Origin of the sequence: Zunongwangia mangrovi (assembly GCF_900112105.1) — a bacterium.
Classification (GTDB): Bacteria; Bacteroidota; Bacteroidia; order Flavobacteriales; family Flavobacteriaceae; genus Zunongwangia; species Zunongwangia mangrovi.
The window spans coordinates 210,521-231,863 of sequence record NZ_FOKV01000005.1; the positions used below are offsets into that span (position 1 = coordinate 210,521).

18 protein-coding genes are annotated in these 21,343 nt (G+C 36.4%); 8 read left to right on the plus strand and 10 right to left on the minus strand.

Annotated features, from left to right (window positions below):
• The first annotated feature begins 8 nt into the window (after positions 1-8).
• The 4 genes from gcvP (at position 9) to BM201_RS12810 (ending at position 5,109) form a co-directional block, all read left to right on the plus strand.
• Positions 9-2,858: an aminomethyl-transferring glycine dehydrogenase gene (gene gcvP, locus BM201_RS12795; RefSeq protein ID WP_092543225.1), complete on the plus strand. Its 2,850-nt coding sequence runs from the start codon at positions 9-11 to the stop codon at positions 2,856-2,858.
• Between the two features lie 134 nt (positions 2,859-2,992).
• Entirely contained in the window at positions 2,993-4,051 is a 1,059-nt protein-coding gene (locus BM201_RS12800; RefSeq protein WP_092543227.1) for a 3-oxoacyl-ACP synthase III family protein, read from the plus strand.
• A gap of 1 nt (position 4,052) precedes the next feature.
• Positions 4,053-4,571: a methyltransferase gene (locus BM201_RS12805; RefSeq protein ID WP_092543229.1), complete on the plus strand. Its 519-nt coding sequence runs from the start codon at positions 4,053-4,055 to the stop codon at positions 4,569-4,571.
• Positions 4,572-4,611: 40 nt separating this feature from the next.
• Entirely contained in the window at positions 4,612-5,109 is a 498-nt protein-coding gene (locus BM201_RS12810; protein ID WP_092543231.1) for a hypothetical protein, read from the plus strand.
• Between the two features lie 234 nt (positions 5,110-5,343).
• Here BM201_RS12810 and BM201_RS12815 read toward each other — a convergent pair whose 3' ends face one another.
• The gene (locus BM201_RS12815; protein ID WP_175487035.1) at positions 5,344-7,509 is read right to left on the minus strand and encodes a TonB-dependent receptor; all 2,166 of its coding nucleotides are present in this window, start codon (positions 7,507-7,509) and stop codon (positions 5,344-5,346) included.
• A gap of 525 nt (positions 7,510-8,034) precedes the next feature.
• Between BM201_RS12815 and BM201_RS12825 the strand changes: the two genes are divergently transcribed.
• Both BM201_RS12825 and BM201_RS12830 read left to right on the plus strand, forming a co-directional pair.
• On the plus strand, positions 8,035-8,475 hold the full coding sequence (locus tag BM201_RS12825) for a hypothetical protein (protein ID WP_092543235.1): 441 nt from the start codon (positions 8,035-8,037) through the stop codon (positions 8,473-8,475).
• Between the two features lie 127 nt (positions 8,476-8,602).
• The gene (locus BM201_RS12830; protein ID WP_092543237.1) at positions 8,603-9,457 is read left to right on the plus strand and encodes a glycosyltransferase family 2 protein; all 855 of its coding nucleotides are present in this window, start codon (positions 8,603-8,605) and stop codon (positions 9,455-9,457) included.
• 69 nt (positions 9,458-9,526) lie between these two features.
• On the opposite strand, the gene pafA is transcribed toward BM201_RS12830, so the two are convergent.
• Positions 9,527-11,167 (minus strand): alkaline phosphatase PafA, encoded by a 1,641-nt coding sequence (gene pafA, locus BM201_RS12835; protein WP_092543239.1) that lies wholly within the window; start codon positions 11,165-11,167, stop codon positions 9,527-9,529.
• Positions 11,168-11,282: 115 nt separating this feature from the next.
• Here pafA and BM201_RS12840 point away from each other — a divergent pair, with 115 nt between their 5' ends.
• Together BM201_RS12840 and BM201_RS12845 are read left to right on the plus strand one after the other, a co-directional pair.
• The gene (locus BM201_RS12840; RefSeq protein ID WP_092543241.1) at positions 11,283-12,020 is read left to right on the plus strand and encodes an MlaE family ABC transporter permease; all 738 of its coding nucleotides are present in this window, start codon (positions 11,283-11,285) and stop codon (positions 12,018-12,020) included.
• Between the two features lie 2 nt (positions 12,021-12,022).
• Positions 12,023-12,787: an ABC transporter ATP-binding protein gene (locus BM201_RS12845; protein ID WP_092543243.1), complete on the plus strand. Its 765-nt coding sequence runs from the start codon at positions 12,023-12,025 to the stop codon at positions 12,785-12,787.
• Here BM201_RS12845 and BM201_RS12850 read toward each other — a convergent pair.
• From BM201_RS12850 to porV, 8 genes are all read right to left on the minus strand, one after another.
• Positions 12,784-14,202: a DUF389 domain-containing protein gene (locus BM201_RS12850; protein WP_092543245.1), complete on the minus strand. Its 1,419-nt coding sequence runs from the start codon at positions 14,200-14,202 to the stop codon at positions 12,784-12,786. The two genes, BM201_RS12845 and BM201_RS12850, sit on opposite strands and share 4 nt — an antisense overlap.
• 22 nt (positions 14,203-14,224) lie before the next feature.
• Positions 14,225-14,824, minus strand: a complete 600-nt coding sequence (locus BM201_RS12855; protein WP_092543247.1) for a SprT-like domain-containing protein — start codon at positions 14,822-14,824, stop codon at positions 14,225-14,227.
• Between the two features lie 9 nt (positions 14,825-14,833).
• Positions 14,834-15,517, minus strand: coding sequence for an SDR family NAD(P)-dependent oxidoreductase (locus tag BM201_RS12860; RefSeq protein ID WP_092543249.1), 684 nt, complete (start codon positions 15,515-15,517; stop codon positions 14,834-14,836).
• Between the two features lies 1 nt (position 15,518).
• Positions 15,519-16,466 (minus strand): M28 family peptidase, encoded by a 948-nt coding sequence (locus BM201_RS12865; protein WP_092543251.1) that lies wholly within the window; start codon positions 16,464-16,466, stop codon positions 15,519-15,521.
• Between the two features lie 69 nt (positions 16,467-16,535).
• Positions 16,536-18,161, minus strand: a complete 1,626-nt coding sequence (locus BM201_RS12870; protein ID WP_092543253.1) for a pyruvate dehydrogenase complex dihydrolipoamide acetyltransferase — start codon at positions 18,159-18,161, stop codon at positions 16,536-16,538.
• Between the two features lie 5 nt (positions 18,162-18,166).
• Positions 18,167-19,165: a pyruvate dehydrogenase (acetyl-transferring) E1 component subunit alpha gene (pdhA, locus tag BM201_RS12875; protein ID WP_092543255.1), complete on the minus strand. Its 999-nt coding sequence runs from the start codon at positions 19,163-19,165 to the stop codon at positions 18,167-18,169.
• A gap of 109 nt (positions 19,166-19,274) precedes the next feature.
• Positions 19,275-19,757, minus strand: a complete 483-nt coding sequence (gene cdd / locus BM201_RS12880) for a cytidine deaminase (RefSeq protein WP_092543257.1) — start codon at positions 19,755-19,757, stop codon at positions 19,275-19,277.
• Between the two features lie 91 nt (positions 19,758-19,848).
• Positions 19,849-21,003 (minus strand): type IX secretion system outer membrane channel protein PorV, encoded by a 1,155-nt coding sequence (porV, locus tag BM201_RS12885; RefSeq protein WP_092543259.1) that lies wholly within the window; start codon positions 21,001-21,003, stop codon positions 19,849-19,851.
• Positions 21,004-21,343: the final 340 nt, after the last annotated feature.

A 21,343-nucleotide genomic window follows, 5' to 3' on the forward strand; every position in this document is an offset into this window, starting at 1 on the left:
TTTATTTAATGAGAACAGATTCTTTTGCCCTTCGACACATTGGTCCTAAAGAAGAAAATCTTAAAGAGATGCTTCAAACTATCGGTGTTGATAGTTTAGAGCAGCTTATCTACGAAACAATCCCAGACGATATTCGTTTAAAACAGCCCCTAAATTTACCAAAAGCGCTTAGTGAAAATCAATACGCAGAGCATATTGGGAAACTGGCGGCTAAGAACAAGGTTTTTAAATCTTACATTGGCCTAGGTTACCACCAGGGAATTTTACCTGCGGTAATACAGCGTAATATTTTAGAAAATCCAGGATGGTATACGGCTTATACCCCATACCAGGCAGAAATCGCCCAGGGAAGATTAGAAGCTTTATTGAATTTCCAAACCATAGTGAGCGATCTTACTGGGATGGAAATTGCCAATGCTTCTCTTTTAGATGAATCTACTGCAGCAGCCGAAGCTATGGCATTGTTGTTTGCAGTTAGAGATCGTAAACAAAAGAAAGACGATGTAAATAAGTTTTTTGTTTCTGAAGAGGTTTTACCACAAACCATCTCATTAATTAAAACTCGTGCAGAATTTTTAGGTATCGAAATCATACTTGGCGATCATGCTGAATTTGATTTTTCAGCTGAATTCTTTGGAGCTTTAATTCAGTATCCAGGGAAATATGGCCAGGTTTTCGATTATGCCGATTTTGTAAATAATTGTAACGAAAATTCTATAAAAGTAGCAGTAGCTGCAGATATTTTAAGTTTAGTAAAACTTCAGGCTCCTGGTGAATTAGGTGTAGATGTAGTGGTAGGAACTACGCAACGTTTTGGAATTCCGTTAGGTTATGGTGGCCCGCACGCGGCATATTTCGCGACCAAAGAGGCTTACAAAAGAAACCTTCCTGGTCGTATCATTGGAGTAACAAAAGACACCAATGGTAATCATGCCTTAAGAATGGCATTACAAACCAGGGAACAACATATTAAGCGTGATCGTGCTACTTCTAACATTTGTACGGCACAGGTTTTACTTGCAGTCATGGCTGGAATGTATGCTGTTTATCACGGACCAAAAGGATTAAAATATATCGCTGATACCGTTCATTATTCTACTACTAATTTAGCTTCTCAACTAGAGAAATTAGGTTTTGAACAGGTAAATTCAGCTTATTTTGACACTCTTCAGGTTAAAGCAGATGCTGAAAAAATTAAAGCTGCTGCGGAAGCTAAAGAATATAACTTCTATTATCCAGATGCTGAAACTGTTGTTATTGCTTTAAACGAAACAACGACCACAGAGGATGTAAATACGGTAGCTTCAATTTTTGCTGAAGTAGCCGACAAAGAAACTGAAGCACTTTCAGCATTAGAAGAAATCAACGCTATTCCTGAAGCTGTTTCAAGAAAAACAGATTTCTTAACTCACGAAGTTTTTAACGCATACCATTCAGAAACTGAATTAATGCGTTATATCAAAAAATTAGAGCGTAAAGATCTATCGTTAAATCATTCGATGATCTCTTTAGGTTCTTGTACCATGAAGCTAAATGCAGCTTCAGAAATGTTACCACTTAGTAATCCACAATGGGGAAATATTCACCCCTTTGCTCCTGTAGAACAAGCTGAAGGTTACCAGATCGTTCTTAAAGAATTAGAAGATCAATTAACCGAAATTACAGGTTTTTCAGCTACTTCTTTACAGCCAAACTCTGGTGCACAGGGAGAATATGCAGGATTAATGGTAATTAGAGCTTACCACGAATCTCGTGGCGAAGGACATCGTAATGTTTGTTTAATTCCTTCTTCTGCACACGGTACTAACCCAGCGTCTGCGGTAATGGCAGGAATGAAAGTGGTGGTAACAAAAGCAACAGAAAACGGAAACATCGATATTGAAGACCTAAGAGAAAAAGCGATTGAGCACAAAGAGAATCTTTCTGCTTTGATGGTCACTTATCCTTCTACTCACGGTGTATTTGAATCTGCCATTAAGGAAATTACACAGATTATCCACGATAATGGTGGGCAGGTGTATATGGATGGTGCAAATATGAACGCTCAGGTTGGTTTAACCAATCCAGGAAATATTGGCGCAGATGTTTGTCACTTAAACCTTCATAAAACTTTTGCTATTCCTCACGGTGGTGGTGGTCCAGGTGTTGGCCCTATCTGTGTTGCAAAACAATTGGTTCCGTTTTTACCAGGAAACCCAGTAATTAAAACTGGTGGAGAACAAGCAATTGGAGCTATATCTTCAGCGCCATGGGGATCTTCTTTGGTGTGCTTAATTTCATACGGATATATAAAAATGTTAGGAAGTGGCGGATTACAAAAAGCTACTGAATACGCCATTCTTAACGCAAACTATATTAAAGAAAGACTTTCTGGCCATTATAAAACCTTATATTCTGGAGAAAGAGGACGTGCTGCACACGAGATGATCTTAGACTGTCGCCCATTTAAAGAAAATGGAATCGAAGTTACAGATATTGCAAAACGTCTTATCGATTATGGTTTCCATGCGCCAACAGTATCTTTCCCGGTTGCCGGAACGGTAATGATCGAACCTACGGAAAGTGAAAGTAAAGCCGAATTAGATCGTTTTTGTGATGCTTTAATTTCTATTAGAAAAGAGATCGAAGAATCTAATGCAGACGAGTCGAACAACGTACTTAAAAATGCTCCGCATACGATCAAAATGCTTACCGCAAGCGAATGGAATTTCCCATATAGTAGAGAAAAGGCTGCATTCCCATTAGAATATATTGCAGATAATAAATTCTGGCCTAGTGTACGTCGAGTAGATGAAGCATTTGGTGACAGAAATCTAATGTGTACTTGCCCTCCTATCGAAGAGTATATGGAAGCATAAAGATTAAAAAATTATTAAATTGAAAGGCTATCAAATTTGATAGCCTTTTTTTATAGATAATAGAAAAAGGCATTAACATTTTATTAGCAAAACCACATATAATTATTATCTTCACTTAATAATTGAAACGCAAGATGAATATTAAGATCACTGGAACGGGAAGCTATATCCCTAATGTCATAACGAAAAATGCCGATTTTCATCAGCATGAATTTAAAAATCTGGATGGAACTGAATTTCCTCATTCTAACGAGGAAACAATTCAGAAATTTAAAGATATTACCGGTATTGCAGAACGCCGTTACCTGGACGACACTCTAAATGCATCAGATATCGCATTTCTTGCAGCACAAAAAGCCATTGAAGCCTCTAACGTAGACATAGAAACCCTGGATTATATTATTGTAGCCACTAATTACGGTGATGTAAAAAAAGGGTCTATACAAAGCGATACCGTTCCAAGTATGGCGACCCGTGTAAAATATCGCCTGCGTATTAAAAACCCTGGATGTGTGTGTTACGACGTCCTTTTTGGTTGTCCTGGCTGGATAGAAGGAATGATACAGGCACAAGCATTCATTAAGTGCGGCATGGCTAAAAAATGCCTGGTAATAGGATCTGAATCTTTATCCCGAGTAGTAGATAAACATGACCGTGATAGCATGATCTTTTCTGATGGTGCCGGTGCTGCAATTCTAGAAGCTAGCGAAAATGGTGGCGGTATTTTAGCGCACGAATCGGCTACTTATTCTTATAACGAAGCCAATTATATCTACTTTGGTAAATCTAATGATCAGGAATCAGATCCCAACGTGCGGTATATAAAAATGAATGGACGTAAGATCTACGAATTCGCATTGATCAACGTTCCTAAAGCCATGAAATCCTGTTTAGAGAAAAGTGGTAAAAGCATTAAAGATCTTAAGAAAGTCTTTATCCATCAGGCCAACGAAAAAATGGACGAGGCAATCTTAAAGCGTTTTTATAAACTATTTGGAGAAAAAGTTCCAGATGGCGTGATGCCAATGACGATTCAGGAATTAGGAAACAGCAGTGTTGCTACGGTGCCTACTCTTTTGGATTTAGTGATCAACAAACAAATCGAAAATCAGGAATTGCAAAAAGGCGATATTATCCTGTTGGCCAGTGTGGGTGCAGGTATGAATATTAACGCCATAGTTTACGAATATTAACATGTACGAACATACCTATCCCAGCAAACGATTCCAGAAGACATTAGAATTTTTAAACCAACACGTTACAGCTCCATCTCACATTTTGGATCTTGGTGTAAAAAATCCATTTTCTGAAATTATGCTGAAAGAAGGTTATAAGGTTACCAATACCGGCGGAGAGGATCTGGATGAGAAATTCGATATTGTAAAACAAGATTTTGAAGTTGTTACCGCTTTTGAAATTTTCGAACATTTACTAAATCCTTATACGATCTTAAAAAATACAAAAGCTGAAAAGTTAGTTGCCAGCGTACCGCTTAGATTATGGTTTTCTGAAGCTTATCGAAGTAAAACAGATATGCGAGATCGCCATTATCACGAGTTTGAAGACTGGCAATTTGATTGGCTTTTAGAAAAATCTGGCTGGGAAATAAAAGACCGCTTAAAATGGACCAATCCCGTTAATAAAGTCGGAATTCGCCCAATTTTGCGACGATTCACTCCGCGTTATTATGCCGTCTATGCTGAACGAAAATAGAACAAACTAAAATTGTTATCGTTAGTTAGCACAAGCTCCTATGAAAAAGATCATAATATTATTCCTAATCTTTTTCGGATTTTATGGTTGCTCCGTTTTTAAAAAAGACAAAATCATTTGTTTAAATGTAGTTGGCCTACCATCTGAAATTTTAGTAGAAAAAAAAGAACTGAAGAGAAGAAAAGAAAATAACGAAATAAAAGGAATTGTTTTAAATAAAGAAGATTCGATTCCCTTAGAAAATGTAAAAATTATAATTTCAGAAAAGAATAAAATAGTAAACATGCTAGAAACTGATTCATTAGGAAAATTTGAAACTGAACTAAAGAATGGAGAATATTCTATAGAATTTGAAAAACAATTTTTCAGACCTATTGGAGATAGTTTGAGCATTAAAAAAACAAAACAAATTTTAATTAAAACGTTTTTGGGTCAGCAGGATTTAGAAATTTTTTATCAGACTGATTCGCCAAGATTATTGAAGCAAAGAATTGAGCTTCAAAATCAAAAAAGAAAAAAGAGATATTTCGAAACTTGAGCCAGTGCCTAACAGCGCATAACTCAAATAGCGCGTATTTTGGTGAAAATGATTATTTTAGAAACCATTTAAAAAATCAATAAGCCGACAACTCCGAGTCCAATTTCCCGCGACTTGTGTTATGCGCGGCCGTTGTGTGCAAGCGGACAAAAATCCTAGATTCAAAAACTCATTAAAAATAACAAGCCTCTGGAATTAAATCCAGAGGCCTGATATTCTTAAAAAATTTAGGCTTTAAATTTTTATTTTAAAGCCTCCATTAATTATAAAGCCATCTACCGGGGCATAAATATCTTTGAAATTGGGATCATTTAAAGTTCCAGTATACAAACTATCAAACCGACTTTGGCGTGTATCAAGAATATTTTCAAAATTCAGGAATAATGAAAATTTTTCTCCAAATTTCTTCTCAGTCATTACTCCAAGAATCCAATAAGGCTTACCTGTAGTTCCATCTGTTAATTGCTGTTTACTGTAGTAGTAACCCTCCAGACCTATCCAAAAATTGTCATGTTTCTCGTACATTAAAACATTATTTAGACGATGTTGGGCTACTAAAGGATATTGCTGTGTATCGTCATTATAATGCTGATTAACATCAGCCAGAGTATAGCCTACAAATAACTTTAAGTCATGATACTTCCATCGCATATTAGCTTCAATTCCTTTACTGTCTAAATAACCATCCGGCTGAGTGAATTCATAAAATGCACCCGTCCGATTGAGAACTAAAGGATCGTTAATCCTGGTGTAAAACAACAATAAATTAGCAGAGAGATTGAGATCATTGGTAATTGACCATTTATAATTTCCGTCTAAATTAAAACCTATAGATCGTTCAGCATCTGTTTCATCAACATCTATAGGCAGCACTTTTTGAAATTGCAGCCGTTCTACGTCTTCGGTAAATATGCTAGGAGTCTTGTACCCCATTCCACCACCAGCTCTAAACGTTAACTGGTTGGAAGGTTCGAACATTAAAGAGATTCTGGGTAACAAATAGAATCCATAATTACTTTGATAATCACCACGCAGACCTGTTTCCAGAGTCCATTTTTTTTCAATATCCCATATATTCTGAACAAAAGCTCCCAAGGTATAATTAGTAAAACTAAGATCCTGATTTGGATCTCCCTGCTTTTGATCAAAATTTTCGGTCCATAGATTAAGTCCAGCTATCCATTCAGTTTTTTCCTGAATAGTTGAAAGATTTAATTCTGAAAAAGAAGAAACCTGGTAACCGGTAAAAGCATAGTCAGGAATTTCAATTTGTCGTTCAAAAAGACTGATACTATTTTTTACCTGAAGAGACGTTTTATCAGAAAAATGATGATTCCCCAATAGCTGAGTAGAAAAACGCTCGGTATTATTCATTTCAAAATAACCCGTTCCGCTTTCATTTTCAGCATAATCCATAGCTCCGCCTAATCGATCCTCAGTAACAAAATTAAAGCCTATATTTAGATCGGTATTTTCACTTAGATCAGCATATAATTTGGGATTCAAGGTAAAACGTTCAAATTTCGGGATTGCAGTTAAACCATTATCAGCAGGATCGTACGGTGTACCTAAATTATAAGAAGCAAAAACTGTAGTTCCTAATTTGCCAAAATTTTCAGAATAGAAGCCACTAAGATCCAATCCCAATGCTGAAGTTAAATTAGCCATAAAACTTAATTCCTGCTCGTCTTCCGGAGTTTTGGAAATCAAATTTACCAGTCCAGCAATCGCTCCACCACCATACAGTGTTGAAGAAGCTCCCTTGATTACCTCAACCTGTTTAAGATCTAAAGGTGCGATTTGCATTAGGCTTAACCCACCAGAATATCCCGAATATAAAGGAAGCCCGTCTCTTAATAATTGTGTATATTTTCCATCTAAGCCTTGAATCCTGATACTAGAATTATAACTGGTTGCCGATGTTTGTTGCGTTTGAATACCAGTACTTTCATTCAGTAGCATACGAATGTCTCCGGGTTTCATATTTCCCTTTTCTGCGAGCTCTTCACCGGCTATAAACTCAACTCTAGTTGGAATATCTTGAAAAGTTCTTGAACTTCTAGTAGATTCAATAAAGACAGTTTCCATCTGTTCTTCAGAAGGATGAAGCAAAATTTCCTGATCATTTTCTTCTTCAGGTAAGGGGAATGTTCTGTTTAGTGATAATGATTCAAAGCCTATATATCTAATTATGATTTGGTGTTTTCCATCAGGTATATTTCGAAGAATGGCCTTTCCTTCTTCATTTGTTGTAGTTCCTATATTGAGTTCTTGAATGCCTAAGGTTACTCCATAAAGTGGTTCCTTGGTTTCAGCATTAAGTATGATAGTCTCAAATTGATTTTGAGCTAAAATTGTATTACTGACAAAAAACAGCAATACGAAAATGATTTTTTTCAAACTGATTTTTTTTATGATTATATAACATTTATATCACTTTACGTGAACTAAACTAATTTATATAATCTTGGCTTTGGTGGTTTAAAATCAGGATTCTGGTACGCACTTTTGAATAATTCTTGGTAAGAAGGTAATACGGTAAGTGATAATTCGTCTTGAATAAATGTAATTTCTAAATATTCCTGAATAGCAAATCCAGTACAGCTTCCACAATTAAGAAAGGGAGAACAGACTTCGTTACTACTAGGGTCGTCTTGAGAATTAGATGAATTTTCTATACAAACTGAATTTTCTCCCACTTCCTCAAGTAAACAACAAGGGAAACTGGATAAGGACAAAACTAAAAATGATATAAAGAAAATAACTAATCTCATTGGTGCAAAAGTACATTATTATCAAATAATATAAAATTCAATAGAAGCTGAGAACTAGCCGCAATAGCAACAACGGTTAACCGCAAATAGCGGTTTTTAGACAAAAAACTATAAATTTAAAGTTACAAGTCCATCTCCTTATCTCTGCCACTTGGGACAATCGAAGCCATTGTATAAGCGAAAAAATATCAAACAAGGAATTAAAACAATTTCTCTAACTGAAAATCCGAATTGGAAAAACCTGATTAACAAAACAATTACAAAAATAATTGTTCTTTGGGATGAGATCGTTAGTCAGAAAACGAGCACATACTTTGTTCCAATGGGTGTAAAAAAGAAAATCACTTTACCGCAAACCTGGCAAATCGAATTCGGAAATGAAAAATTATGGATTTCAGCACTCGAGTTAAAAGAAGATGGGATTAACTCATATTGGGCTGACCATTTGACTATTTTTTTAATAATAGTGAACAAGAAAAATATCAACTTATTAAGAACGCTAGCAAACAAAAACGTGTATAACCAATTACGTTTGACACTTAGTCAATATTCGAAGTTTTTAGCTATATTTATTCAAGTGGTCGCAATGTGATAAGCTTACACAAGTAGCATTGGTATAAAATCATTCTCCTTTAAAGGCATCTCTTTCGAAAAAGTTCAGTTTATAAAATTTATACTGAAATTATAGAATATCGTAAGTTTACGCTAAACTTTAGCTTTTGAGAATTTATATCGTCATTCCGGCACATAACGAGGCAGATTTTATTGGTTTAACGCTTCAGTCTTTGGTGAAACAAACATTTTTACCTTCAAAAATTGTGGTGGTAAACGACCAAAGCACCGATGAAACTCCAAAAATTATTCAGGAATTTATCGAAAATCATCCTTTTATTCAGCTAAAAAACACAACCTCATCTGAAGCGCATCAACCTGGAAGTAAAGTAATTAATGCTTTTAATGCCGGCTTAGCAGATCTTGATGAAGATTATGATTTGATCTGTAAATTTGATGCAGATCTTATTTTTCCTGAAAACTACCTGGAAACTATCATCGAAATCTTCAGAAAAGATCCAAAAATTGGGATGGCTGCAGGCCATTGTACCATCGATAAAAATGGAGAATGGATCATCGAAAATCTAACCGATAAAGATCACATTAGAGGAGCTTTAAAAGCCTATCGTAAAGATTGTTTTAAAGCTATTGGCGGATTAAAACCTGCCATGGGTTGGGATACTGTAGATGAACTTTTAGCTCAGTTTCATGGATGGAAAATACAAACTACCGAAAAATTGCACGTAAAACATCTAAAACCAACCGGAGCAAACTATAACACCAAAGCTTCCCGCTACAAACAGGGAAAAGCTTTTTATCGCTTAGGTTACGGGTTTTTGATTACAACAATTGCTTCAGCCAAATTGGCGACTCTAAAAAATGATCTTAGTTTATTTCCGGCGTATTTAAAAGGTTATTTTCAGGCGAAAAAAGGAAATGAAAATTTATTGGTTTCCGAAGAAGAAGCAAAATTCATTAGAACCTTACGTTGGAAAAAAATGAAGGCTAAAATCATAAAATAATGATATAAAAAAGCTCCTAAAATTATCGAATTTCAGGAGCTTTTTTATTTGAGTTTCTTTCAGAAGAGATTATTCTGAAGCTTTATCGAGCATGATCGCTAATGGTTTTCCGCTTGTTCCGTTAGGATATTCGATTCCCATCAATGCGGCCATAGTTGGCGCGATATCTATAATTTCTGAACGCTCGTAAGTTTCTCCATGAGGAACTCCTGCTCCAAAGAATAATAACGGCGTATGTGTATCGTAATTGAAGGCACTACCGTGAGTAGAACCACGACCATAACCACTACCAGGATGTTCTACGATCATAATATCACCACTTCGCTTTTGGTTGAACCCGTTTTGGATCAAATAACCAATTCCGTTAGAAAAATTATTTGATTGTAATTCTGATCGGGTATACACCTTATAGACTCCTGGTTGCTGAATTAAAAAATGTTCGATCTTAGTTTCAACCTCTTCAGGATCTAATTCTTCATTTGCCATATACTCGTAATCCAAAAAGATCTGATCGTTAGATACATTTTGAATTAATCCGTCTCCAAATTGCTCTGTCGCAAAATCTTTAAAAGCCCTTTGCAGCTTTCCGTAATCTAAATTACCGGTTGGAATTTTCTTAGAATTCAAATATCCACCTACATGACCACCAGCGTGATCTGCGGTTAGAAAAACGGTATACTCACCTTCTCCAATATTTTTATCTAAATACGCTAAAAGATCTGATATGTTTTTATCTAATCTTAGGTAAGTATCTTCTACTTCTTTAGAGTTCACTCCAAAATTATGTCCCACTTTATCGGTACTCGAAAAACTTAAAGCAAGAATATCAGTATCTTCATCTTTACCTAATTCTTCAGCTTCGATAGCTGCAAGTGCGAAGTCTAGAGTAATATCATCACCAAATGGTGTTTGTGGTATGATATTGTAATTTCCGTTTTCCTTACTCAGTTTTTTTAGATCATAAGGAAAAGTCGCTGTTTCTTTTCCGCGGAAACCTCCTTCAAAATCATTTTCATCTACACCACTTTCAGTATAAGTTTCAATATCCAGAAAGGTATCCCATTCTTTTAAATACGAATCTGCTTTTCCAGATTTATTGAATTTTTGGACCCATTTTGGCAATTCTTCCATATAATATGTGCTACTGATGAATTTACCATCTTCCCCACCAGAAAACCAATATGCTGCATTGGCTGTATGACCAGCAGGTAAAATCGCGCCACGGTCTTTGATAGAAACACCAATCGTTTTTCCTCTAAACTGCGTATGCAATCTATTTTGATCTGTTAGCGTTGTAGTTTGCATACGATGTGGAGACATTTTCCCTGCATTGGTTTTAGTTCCCAAAGATGCTACGCTATCATCTTGCGCACAATACACCATCTCTCCAGAAAATTTATCGAACCAATCGTTTCCAATAATCCCGTGATTCATAGGGCTTGTTCCTGTCCAAACCGATGTATGTCCCGGCCCGGTATAAGTTGGCGCGTAATTGTAATGATTATTTCTGAAATTAAATCCTTCCTGGATTAATCGTTTAAATCCGCCTTTTTCATACTTATCCCAAAATTTATTTAAGTAATCATAGCGCATTTGATCGACTACAATTCCAACCACAAGTTTGGGTTTATCTGCATTAGTATTAGGGCTTTGTGCTTTGGATGAAAAAGCAAATAACAGCATGAAAGCTGCTGAAAATATCCGTCTCATAATATTTTTTTTGAAGAACACCCCAAAAGTACTAAACTTAAGAAGTTAAAGTTTAATTCTACGTTAAATACTTTCGGGGTAAAATTTAGTATTTTAGCTTTACAAAAATTGTTGAATGACCTATCTCCACTCAATCGGTGAATATTTTTTAATGCTGAAAGGTGTCTTTGGCAGAATGACCAAACGATCGGTTTTAAAAGATCTTATTTTTAAAGAAATAAATGAGCTTATCATTGGATCTTTAGGGATTGTATGCTTTTTATCATTTTTTATTGGAGCTGTTGTAGCGATCCAAACGGCATTGAATTTAAACAATCCTCTTATCCCAAAGAGTCTGGTTGCTTTTGCCGCGAGACAATCTGTTATACTCGAGTTCTCGCCAACTTTTATTTCTATTATCATGGCAGGAAAAGTTGGTTCGTTTATAACCTCCAGTATTGGATCGATGCGCGTAACCGAGCAAATCGATGCTCTAGAAGTGATGGGAATCAACTCTAAAAACTATCTTATTTTTCCAAAGATCATCGCTATGTTAACCTATCCCTTTGTGATCGCGATATCTATGTTCTTAGGAATTTTAGGAGCATATGTTGCAGCTGTTTTGGGAGGATTTGTAAAACCAGATGCTTTCATAACTGGTTTACAGGATGATTTTGTGACATTCCATTTAATTTATGCTTTCATAAAAACCTTTTTATTCGCTTTTATCCTTGCCACGGTACCAGCTTATCATGGCTATTACATGAAAGGCGGAGCTTTAGAAGTAGGACAGGCCAGTACAACGGCTTTTGTTTGGACTAGTGTTGTCCTGATCATTACCAATTATGCAACCACTCAATTATTACTTAGTTAATTATGATAGAAGTAAAAGATTTACATAAATCATTTGATGGTGAAGAAGTTTTAAAAGGACTTAACTTTGTTTTTGAACGTGGAAAAACCAATCTTATAATTGGCCAATCTGGATCTGGAAAGAGTGTATTTTTGAAAAATATGCTCGGAATCTTTACTCCGGAAAAAGGTATCATTGAATACGATGGGAAGCCTTATAGCCATTTTACAGATGAAGAACGCCGTGAGCTTAGAAAGGAAATAGGAATGGTATTTCAGGGCGGTGCATTATTCGATTCGATGACCGTAAAAGAAAATGTGATGTTTCCACTGAAGATGTTCACAAAGATGAAAAAATCTGAAATGGAAGAACGTGTAGACACCGTTTTAGATCGTGTAAATCTTGTGGGGGCAGATGATAAAATGCCTTCAGAAATAAGTGGTGGTATGCAAAAACGTGTATCTATCGCCAGGGCAATCGTAAACCAGCCTAAGTATCTTTTTTGTGACGAACCTAACTCTGGTTTAGATCCAACAACAGCGACGGTAATCGACAATTTAATTCAGAAAATTACGCATGAGTTTGATATCACCACGATAATCATAACTCACGATATGAACTCGGTATTAGAAATCGGCGAAAAAATTGCATTTTTAAAAGACGGACTTTTAGCCTGGACAGGTACCAAAGACGAAATCTTTAGAACCGAAGATAAAACCGTAACCGATTTTGTATATTCTTCAGACCTATTTAAAAAGGTAAGAGATGCACAATTGAAAGGTTATTAATTAACCGATTTTACTGTAAGCGTATCTAAGGCTAATCGCACATTTAACCAGTTTTCGAATTTCTGCCTGTTCTCTTCCTTTTCTCTAGAAGAAACATTGTTTTTCCAGGTTATGGAAAAAGTAGGAATGGTATCTGTATTTTTAAAATCTGTAATAATCTGATTGGAATAGCCTAGATTTTCGATCTCTTCATAATTTGCCTGAGCCTCTTTACTTAGACTATTAAAATCGAAAAGAGACGTTCTATAGCTGTTAATACGATCTTCCAAAAGCCTGATTCGAGAATCCTTATCTTCAATCACTTCCTGGTTTTTAAGATATAGATCTTCTAAAATACCGCTTCTAACCTGCGTAGATAGTTCATCTAAATTGCCGCCTTCTTCAGCACTTTGATGTACGATCAATTTTGATTCTTTTAGTGCTTCAATTTCAGTTAATCTAGCTCTCCAGGTTGCTACTGTAGCTTCAGGAACACGTTTTCCTATCAAATAGATATCAATGGTTTTATCGTCAAAATCGGCTTCCTGCTTTAAAACCTCAGCCCCTAAATAGCGAATATCGTTAGAAACAAAGTCTTTCGCCTTGGTTTCAAACAATGTCTTATTCAGCAGATTTATAAAAAGAATAATACTGGGAATCATCACAATTACCGCAACCGCCGATGCTACCTGTGCAGTTCTTCTTCTACGTTTACTGTTTGCATAACGCACCAAAGGAAAACCAAGTAATTTGGTAACGGCAAAAGTAGATAAGGCGATAAATACAGCATTTATCGAAAATAGATAGAAAGCACCGCCAGCATTTTGCCATTGAGAATTTGCCAGTCCAAAACCAACTGTGCAAAGTGGTGGCATTAAGGCAGTAGCGATCGCTACTCCAAGGATCACACTGGCAATCGTTCCTTTTTTAGATTTCCCAACGATTAACGCGAGACCACCAAAAATAGCCACTAAAACATCTAATATCGTTGGATAGGTTCGAGCTTCCAGCTCTGGAGTGATCTCTGTAACCGGAGAAATTTTGAAATATACGAAAGCTGTAAGCACACTTAAAACAACCATAATTCCAAGGTTTTTAAGTGACTTTCTTAAAGTGTCAACATCATTAATAGCCACAGACATTCCTACCCCAACAATTGGCCCCATAAGGGGTGAAATAAGCATCGCTCCAATAACAACTGCTGTACTACTTACATTAAGCCCAATGGAAGCCACAAAAATGGAGAAAATAAGAATCCAGGCATTATGTCCTTTAAATGAAATATCTTTTCGTACAGCCTCTAATGTCGACTCGCGATCACTATCGGTACGTATATCTAAAAGATCATTGACAAAAACCTTCGTACTTTGCAAAAAGCCTTTTGCCTGCACATGGTATTCTTCCTTCTTTTCTAAATTTTCATTCTCGTTTTCCATAACTTCAGAAAAATATCAAATACTAAGCTTTTAGAAGTTCTACTTCAGCATTTGGTTGAAATAGATAGATCTTCCCTGTGCTTACTTCCAGACATTCGTATCGTTTAATTCGCTTTGGTCCTTTCTTAAAAACCTTACCGTTATAAATTCGAAATAAGGCTCCTGCCGGAACTTCAAAAATATAGTTTTTATCGTTTGGCTGATCAAAACTTTTTAGAGCGATAGATAATCGAGCATCTGTATCACTACTTGCCGTGGGATTCCTAAAATGACTTGCTATTATAGGAAGTAATTTAGACGGAAATATCTCTGGCCGAATAAACGGCAACATTAGATTTCTAAAGGTAAGTTTCCATTCCTGCCCATGTGGTTTTATCCTCCTTCCATATTTTTCGAAAGCCAGTAAATGGGCAATTTCATGAACCAAAGTAATTAGAAATCGATATTTATTCAGGTTGGCATTAACGGTGATTTGCTGTGTACCATCTGGCATCCTGCGATAATCACCATGCCGCGTTCTTCGCTCGTTCACAACCTTTAAATGAACATTATTATCTCTAATAAGCATAAAAGCCGGCTCTACCGCATGGCTTGGTAAATATCTAGATAAAACCTGATTCATTTTGAAATCTTAAGGCGTGCTATTGGAAACCTGAAGTAGTTTCCCATTATAGAATTTGCTTCCTGTAATACTGAAATTCTTAATATATAAAGCCATTTCTGCTGCTGAAAGTGGCGCTTCTAATCCCGGAAATGCTGCAGCCAGCATCTCGGTTTGAACCGCCCCAAGGGCCAAAACATTAAAAACAGGACCATTTTCTTTGTATTCTTCGGCGAGTAATTCGGTTAATGTGATAATTGCGGCTTTACTTGAAGAATATGCCGATAAACCAGCGAATTTCATACTCCCCTGCACTCCTCCCATACTACTAATGCTAACAATATGAGATTCAGAAGTCATAAATGGCAGCAACATTTGAGTTAAACCTATTAAACCGAATACATTTACCTCGTAAATGGCTCTAAACTCTTCTAATTTGGTTTCCTCGAATGGCTTATTCAGAAAAGCACCCGCGTTATGAATAAGAATATCAACTTTACCATTCCATTCATTTTGCACAAATTCTGAAGCTTTTTTTAAATCGGCTTCCTGTCCAAGATCAAAAGAAAAGCTGCTAATATTATCGAATTTCAGCTTGGCTACCGGCGCATCATTTCTAGACAGCGCCAGCACATTATAATTTTCTTCAGCAAAAAGTTTTACCAGTTCAAAACCAATTCCTCGGCTGGTTCCGGTAATTACAACATTCTTCATTCTAATTCATTTTTATCTCTTTCTCTGGAGTATTCAGGATTTGGTGAATACCAGGAATAATTGCTTCAACAACTTTAGCCATATGCTCTGGATTCATTTCTGAAACCTCATCTTTTACGTGATGGTAATATGAATAATTTGTAAAATCGAACGTACAAATAGTTTGTGAAGGCACATTAAATTCAGCATAAAAAGGATAGTTATCGCTTCTTTTGAAAAGATTCATTTGCTTAGCTCCTGCAAAAAATCCTATAGTTTTTTCTCCTGTATATTGATTAAACTTTTCAGCAAGATTCGTTTCTTCGAAACCAGTTACATAAGCAAGGTAATCTTTACCTTCCATCGGCACACCGATCATCTCCAGGTTGATCATAGTATAAAGGTCAAGGCCATCTTCTTTAAGCTTCTTTGCACTATGCGAAGAACCTTTTAAGCCCATTTCTTCCCCACTAAAAAGAATGAATAAAATACTACGCTTATTATCGTCGATACTGGCAAAATGTTTAGCTAATTCTACAACTGCCGTCGTACCGGCTGCATTGTCATTAGCGCCATTCGCAATGGTATCGCCATCTACTTCTTTACCAATACCAATATGGTCGTAATGCGCACCAATAATTACAAATTCATTTTTTAATTCTGCATCATTACCTTCTAAATATCCAACGATATTAAAAGCTTCTACACCGCCAATTTTAAAATGATCACGATAAGTATCATAGTAAGGTTTCACCCCGTTTTCTTCAAATATATTCGTGATAAAGCTGGCTGCTTTTTCAATTCCTTCGGTACCGGTTTTACGTCCCATTAACTCATCTGAAGCCAAATACTCCAAATTCGTTTTCATTTCTTCCGCAGAAACATCGACAGTTGTATCCTGAGCATTGCAGGACAGCATTCCGGCTAAACCTATAGCCAGAACTCCTAAGTTTTTAAGTGGTTTTCTCATATTAGCTAAAATAAAAAAATCCCGCGAGTAAACGCGGGATTCCATAATATTCTAAAATTACCGGCTCGATTAAGCAAGCATAGTAACTGGATTCTCGATATAAGTTTTAAGATCCTGTAAGAACGCAGCACCAGTAGCACCGTCTACAGTTCTATGATCACAAGCTAAAGTAAGCTTCATTGTGTGACCAACTACGATCTCTCCGTTTTTCACTACAGGCTTCTCTACAATTGTTCCTACTGAAAGAATTGCCGAGTTAGGCTGGTTGATAATACTTGTAAATTCAGTAATACCAAACATTCCCAAGTTAGATACGGTAAACGTACTTCCTTCCATCTCTTTTGGCTGAAGTTTTTTGTTACGCGCTTTACCTGCAAGATCTTTTACGTTACCTCCAATTTGCGTCATAGACATTTGATCTGCAAATTTAAGAACAGGTACCACAAGACCTTCTTCTACAGCAACAGCAACCCCCATATGGATATGCTTGGCAATTTTCATTGCATCACCTGTCCATTGGCTATTAACCTGAGGATGCTTACGAAGTGCCATTGCACTTGCCTTAATTACCATATCGTTGAAAGAAACTTTTACATCTGGCATTGCATTGATTTGCTTTCTAGATGCCATTGCATTTTCCATATCAACCTCTATAGTAAGGTAGTAATGAGGAGCACTAAATTTAGATTCTCCAAGACGCTTAGCGATCGTCTTTCTCATTTGAGAATTCTTAATTTCCTCGAAGCTCTCTTCCCCAGCAGGAACATAAGGAGCAGCTACAGAAGTTTCTGCTTCTCTCTTAGTTGTTTCTTCTTTAGCAGCAGGAGCAGCAGATGGCTTGTAAGATTCGATATCTTTCTTAACGATTCTTCCATTTTCTCCTGAACCTTCTACTTTAGATAGATCGATTCCTTTATCTTCAGCCATTTTCTTAGCTAAAGGAGAAGCGAAAATTCTTCCACTTTCTGAGGATGAATCTGATGAAGTTGAAGTAGTTTCTTCTATCTTCTCTTCTTTAGCTTCAGACTTTTCTTCTTTTTTAGGAGCTGTTTTTTTACCAGCAGAATCACCAGTCACATTAGAAACATCGGTTCCTTCTGGACCAATAATAGCTAATAAACTATCTACAGGAGCAGTCTCTCCTTCTGGAATACCAATTTTAAGAAGTGTACCTTCATAAAAAGATTCGAATTCCATTGTTGCTTTATCAGTTTCGATTTCAGCAAGGATATCTCCTTCTGCAACCTTATCACCTTCTTGTTTTAACCAGGAAGCAACTGTACCTTCTTCCATAGTATCACTAAGGCGAGGCATTTTTACGATCTCTACACCTTCTGGAATTTCTCCAGCTTCTGATGCGCTATCATCCTCTGTAGTTTCTTCTTCGGCTGCAGCTTCTTCTTTAGCTTCATCAGCAGAACCGCCTTCGCCATTTAGTAAACCAGAGATATCTTCACCTTCTTCACCAATAATTGCTAAAAGCGTATCTACCGGTGCAGTTTCTCCTTCTTCGATCCCTATATGTAAAAGTGTACCTTCATAAAAAGATTCGAACTCCATCGTCGCCTTATCGGTTTCGATTTCAGCAAGAATATCTCCTTCAGCAACTTTATCTCCTTTTTGTTTTAACCATTTTGCCACAACACCTTCTTCCATGGTGTCGCTTAATCGCGGCATGTTAATTACTTCTGCCATAATTATTATAGTTTATGTGGTAAGAAAGGGTAATCCTCTTGTTCGTAAACCACATCGTACATTACATTCTTTTCTGGGAAAGCCGATTCTTCTGCGAATTCTTCACATTCTTTTACTTTGTCCTTAACTCGCTTGTCGATCTTCTTGATATCATCTTCTGTCGCATACTTTTTATCAATAAGAATATTTCTAACCTTAGTGATTGGATCTATCTTTTGATATTCTGCAACTTCATCTTTAGTTCTGTAATGCTGCGCATCACTCATTGAGTGACCTCTATAACGGTAAGTTTTTAATTCTAAGAAAGTAGGACCTTCACCTTTTCTTGCACGAGCTATAGCTTCGTCTAAAGCTTCAGCCACTTTTTCTGGATCCATAGCATCTACAGGCGCACATGGCATTTCATAACCATTACCTAATTTATATATATCTGTACTTCTAGCAGTTCTAGCTACAGAAGTTCCCATCGCATATCCATTATTTTCTACACAGAAAACTACAGGAAGGTTCCAGTTTACAGCCATCGTTAAGGTTTCATGTAATGAACCCTGACGAGTAGCTCCATCGCCCATAAAAGTTAAGGTAACAGCATCTCTTTTAAAATATTTATCTGCAAAAGCAAGCCCGGCTCCTAGAGGAATTTGTCCCCCAACGATACCATGACCACCATAAAAACGATGTTCTTTAGAGAAAATATGCATAGAGCCTCCAAGACCTTGCGAAGTACCAGTTCCTTTACCATACAACTCTGCCATAACTCTCTTAGGATCTACTCCTAATCCAATTGGCTGAACGTGGTTACGATAAGCCGTGATCATACGATCCTTATCAGTATCCATCGCATGTAAAGCACCTGCCAGGATAGCCTCTTGCCCGTTATACAAATGTAAAAAACCTCTTACTTTTTGCTGAATATAAACTTGCGCAAGCTTATCTTCGAACTTACGCCAAAACAGCATATCCTCATACCACTTTAAATACGTGGCTTTTGTTATTTTCTTCATTTACTTTAAAAATTTTTATGGCTTTACAGATAGATTTCGCCAAGCGAGTAACAAAAATACTATTTATAATAAGAATGGAAAACAGTTTTACTGCAAAATCTTGATTAAACTAAAGATTAAATTTATCGAATATAAATGGCAATAAGTCCTTTATCGATTTCGCCTTGTAAACCTTTCCTTTTTCTCCCATAAAATAAATTGGAATTCCTTTTTCCTGATTTACCTCATATTCTGAAATGGCCTGGCGGCAGGCACCGCATGGCGGAATAGGTGAAGCTATTTCTCTATTTAGTGATTTTGCTGAAATTGCCATAGCATTTATAGCCTTTTGCGGATATTTTGCGCCAGCGTAATAAATCGCTGTTCGCTCTGCACATAAACCTGAAGGATACGAGGCATTCTCCTGATTACTACCAATTACGGTCTCATTATTCTCCAACAAAAGCGCCGCACCTACCTTAAAAGATGAATATGGCGCATAAGCATTATCTCTCGCTTCAATAGCTTGAGACATTAAATGCTGAATTTCCTGCGGCAATTTTGATCGATCCTCAAAAACATCTAATTCAGCTGAAAATTTTATTTTTTCCATAGTTTTAATTTCGGGAAACCAAAATAAACAAAAAAAGCACCAATTTCACATTGATGCTTTTTCAAAGATTTATACGCTATTTTATCTAATATCAATTAATATACTCATCTCCTAAGTTGAAAGTCAATCCAAATCTTAATGTTTTATCTAAGGGACTAGGAAATTGAGAGGTTGAAAATAAGTATGAAATATCGATAATAACAAATTCTTCATATTTAAAACCCCCACCTACAGAAACAAATTTTCGATATCCTTTTTCGTCACTTTCGTTAAAATAACCTGCTCTTAATTTAATAGCATCTCTAAAAGTATACTCGGTTCCCAAAGCCCAGGTTACTTCTTTAAGTTCTTCGCTCAACCCATCTGGAGCATCAGTAAAAGATTCAAAAATTCCGCCTATAGAAGTTGTAGTGTTGTAAATATCGTCGTCTTCCTGATCAATTACTCCGTCTCCATTAAAATCCTGAGGTGTAGGCACTAGAAGTTTATTAAATTCCAGATAAACACCTAATTTACTATCAGGATTAAAAATGAAATCAAAACCTCCCCCAAGCCTCAAATTAGTCGGAATAAAGTTTTCCTGTCCGGCATCATCATAACTCATTTTAGGACCAATATTGCTAATATTCACCCCAAATCTCCATACGCCATCAAAATTATTATAAACTACGGCATCACTTTGATAAAAAGCTGCCACATCTACACCAAAACTACCCGCAGCTCCCAGATCCTGGCCGTCACTTAACCCAAGATCTGATCTTAGATACCTCCCAGCAACCGCCATCGAGAAAGTTTCACTCAATTTTAACGAATACGAAGCATCAAAAGTTAATTCATTAGGACTAACAAGCAACGGAACCTGCTCGACATTTTGCCTGGTTTCAATGGTCCCCAAACTAAAATACCTTAAACTTCCAGCGAAAGCACTACGATCATCTACTTTATAATGATAACTTAAACCTCCCAGAAATATATCACTAACTATATCGCTTAGATAAGGTGTATAGGAAATTGCAATACCATGTTCTGAAGTTGCAAAAGCAAACTTTGCTGGATTCCATTGCTGAGAATATGCATCGACTTCAGTAGCTACTCCCTGATCTCCCATTCCAGCTGCTCTGGCATCTGCGGCCACTAGAAGAAAGGGAACTGCAGTTGTAATTACGCGATCTCTCATTTCCTGAGCCTGCAACCAACCCGATGTAAGTATTGAGCCTAATAATAAAATCGTTGAAATTTTTTTCATCTCTTAAACTAAATGATAAACAAATATATACTAATATTATTAGAAGCTAAGAGGCTCAATTTTAAAATTCGTTTATAACACTTCATCCTTCGTTAATTAGAAGCTTTGGAAAGACGAAACTAATAAGCAGGAATTATACTAATAATGCGAACTTAATTTTACGTCTCACACTATAAAAAAATATTAATTTTGCAGCTGTAGCCATTTATTTGTGCATATTTGCCTAACTTTTACAAAGTCAGGATTATAATTCAACACCTTTTATATACTTATATGATGGGGTTTAGAACAAAATAATCTTGTACTTTTATCGTTAATTATTATATTGCAGAGCCTAAAT

What these genes read in the sequence shown, in the direction of transcription:
- gcvP (WP_092543225.1), top strand. Translation starts at nt 9, where the DNA reads ATGAGAACAGATTCTTTTGCCCTTCGACACATTGGTCCTAAAGAAGAA.
- BM201_RS12800 (WP_092543227.1), top strand. Translation starts at nt 2,993, where the DNA reads ATGAATATTAAGATCACTGGAACGGGAAGCTATATCCCTAATGTCATA.
- BM201_RS12805 (WP_092543229.1), top strand. Translation starts at nt 4,053, where the DNA reads ATGTACGAACATACCTATCCCAGCAAACGATTCCAGAAGACATTAGAA.
- BM201_RS12810 (WP_092543231.1), top strand. Translation starts at nt 4,612, where the DNA reads ATGAAAAAGATCATAATATTATTCCTAATCTTTTTCGGATTTTATGGT.
- pafA (WP_092543239.1), bottom strand. Translation starts at nt 11,167, where the DNA reads ATGAGACGGATATTTTCAGCAGCTTTCATGCTGTTATTTGCTTTTTCA.
- BM201_RS12840 (WP_092543241.1), top strand. Translation starts at nt 11,283, where the DNA reads ATGACCTATCTCCACTCAATCGGTGAATATTTTTTAATGCTGAAAGGT.
- BM201_RS12845 (WP_092543243.1), top strand. Translation starts at nt 12,023, where the DNA reads ATGATAGAAGTAAAAGATTTACATAAATCATTTGATGGTGAAGAAGTT.
- BM201_RS12850 (WP_092543245.1), bottom strand. Translation starts at nt 14,202, where the DNA reads ATGGAAAACGAGAATGAAAATTTAGAAAAGAAGGAAGAATACCATGTG.
- BM201_RS12855 (WP_092543247.1), bottom strand. Translation starts at nt 14,824, where the DNA reads ATGAATCAGGTTTTATCTAGATATTTACCAAGCCATGCGGTAGAGCCG.
- BM201_RS12860 (WP_092543249.1), bottom strand. Translation starts at nt 15,517, where the DNA reads ATGAAGAATGTTGTAATTACCGGAACCAGCCGAGGAATTGGTTTTGAA.
- BM201_RS12865 (WP_092543251.1), bottom strand. Translation starts at nt 16,466, where the DNA reads ATGAGAAAACCACTTAAAAACTTAGGAGTTCTGGCTATAGGTTTAGCC.
- BM201_RS12870 (WP_092543253.1), bottom strand. Translation starts at nt 18,161, where the DNA reads ATGGCAGAAGTAATTAACATGCCGCGATTAAGCGACACCATGGAAGAA.
- pdhA (WP_092543255.1), bottom strand. Translation starts at nt 19,165, where the DNA reads ATGAAGAAAATAACAAAAGCCACGTATTTAAAGTGGTATGAGGATATG.
- cdd (WP_092543257.1), bottom strand. Translation starts at nt 19,757, where the DNA reads ATGGAAAAAATAAAATTTTCAGCTGAATTAGATGTTTTTGAGGATCGA.
- porV (WP_092543259.1), bottom strand. Translation starts at nt 21,003, where the DNA reads ATGAAAAAAATTTCAACGATTTTATTATTAGGCTCAATACTTACATCG.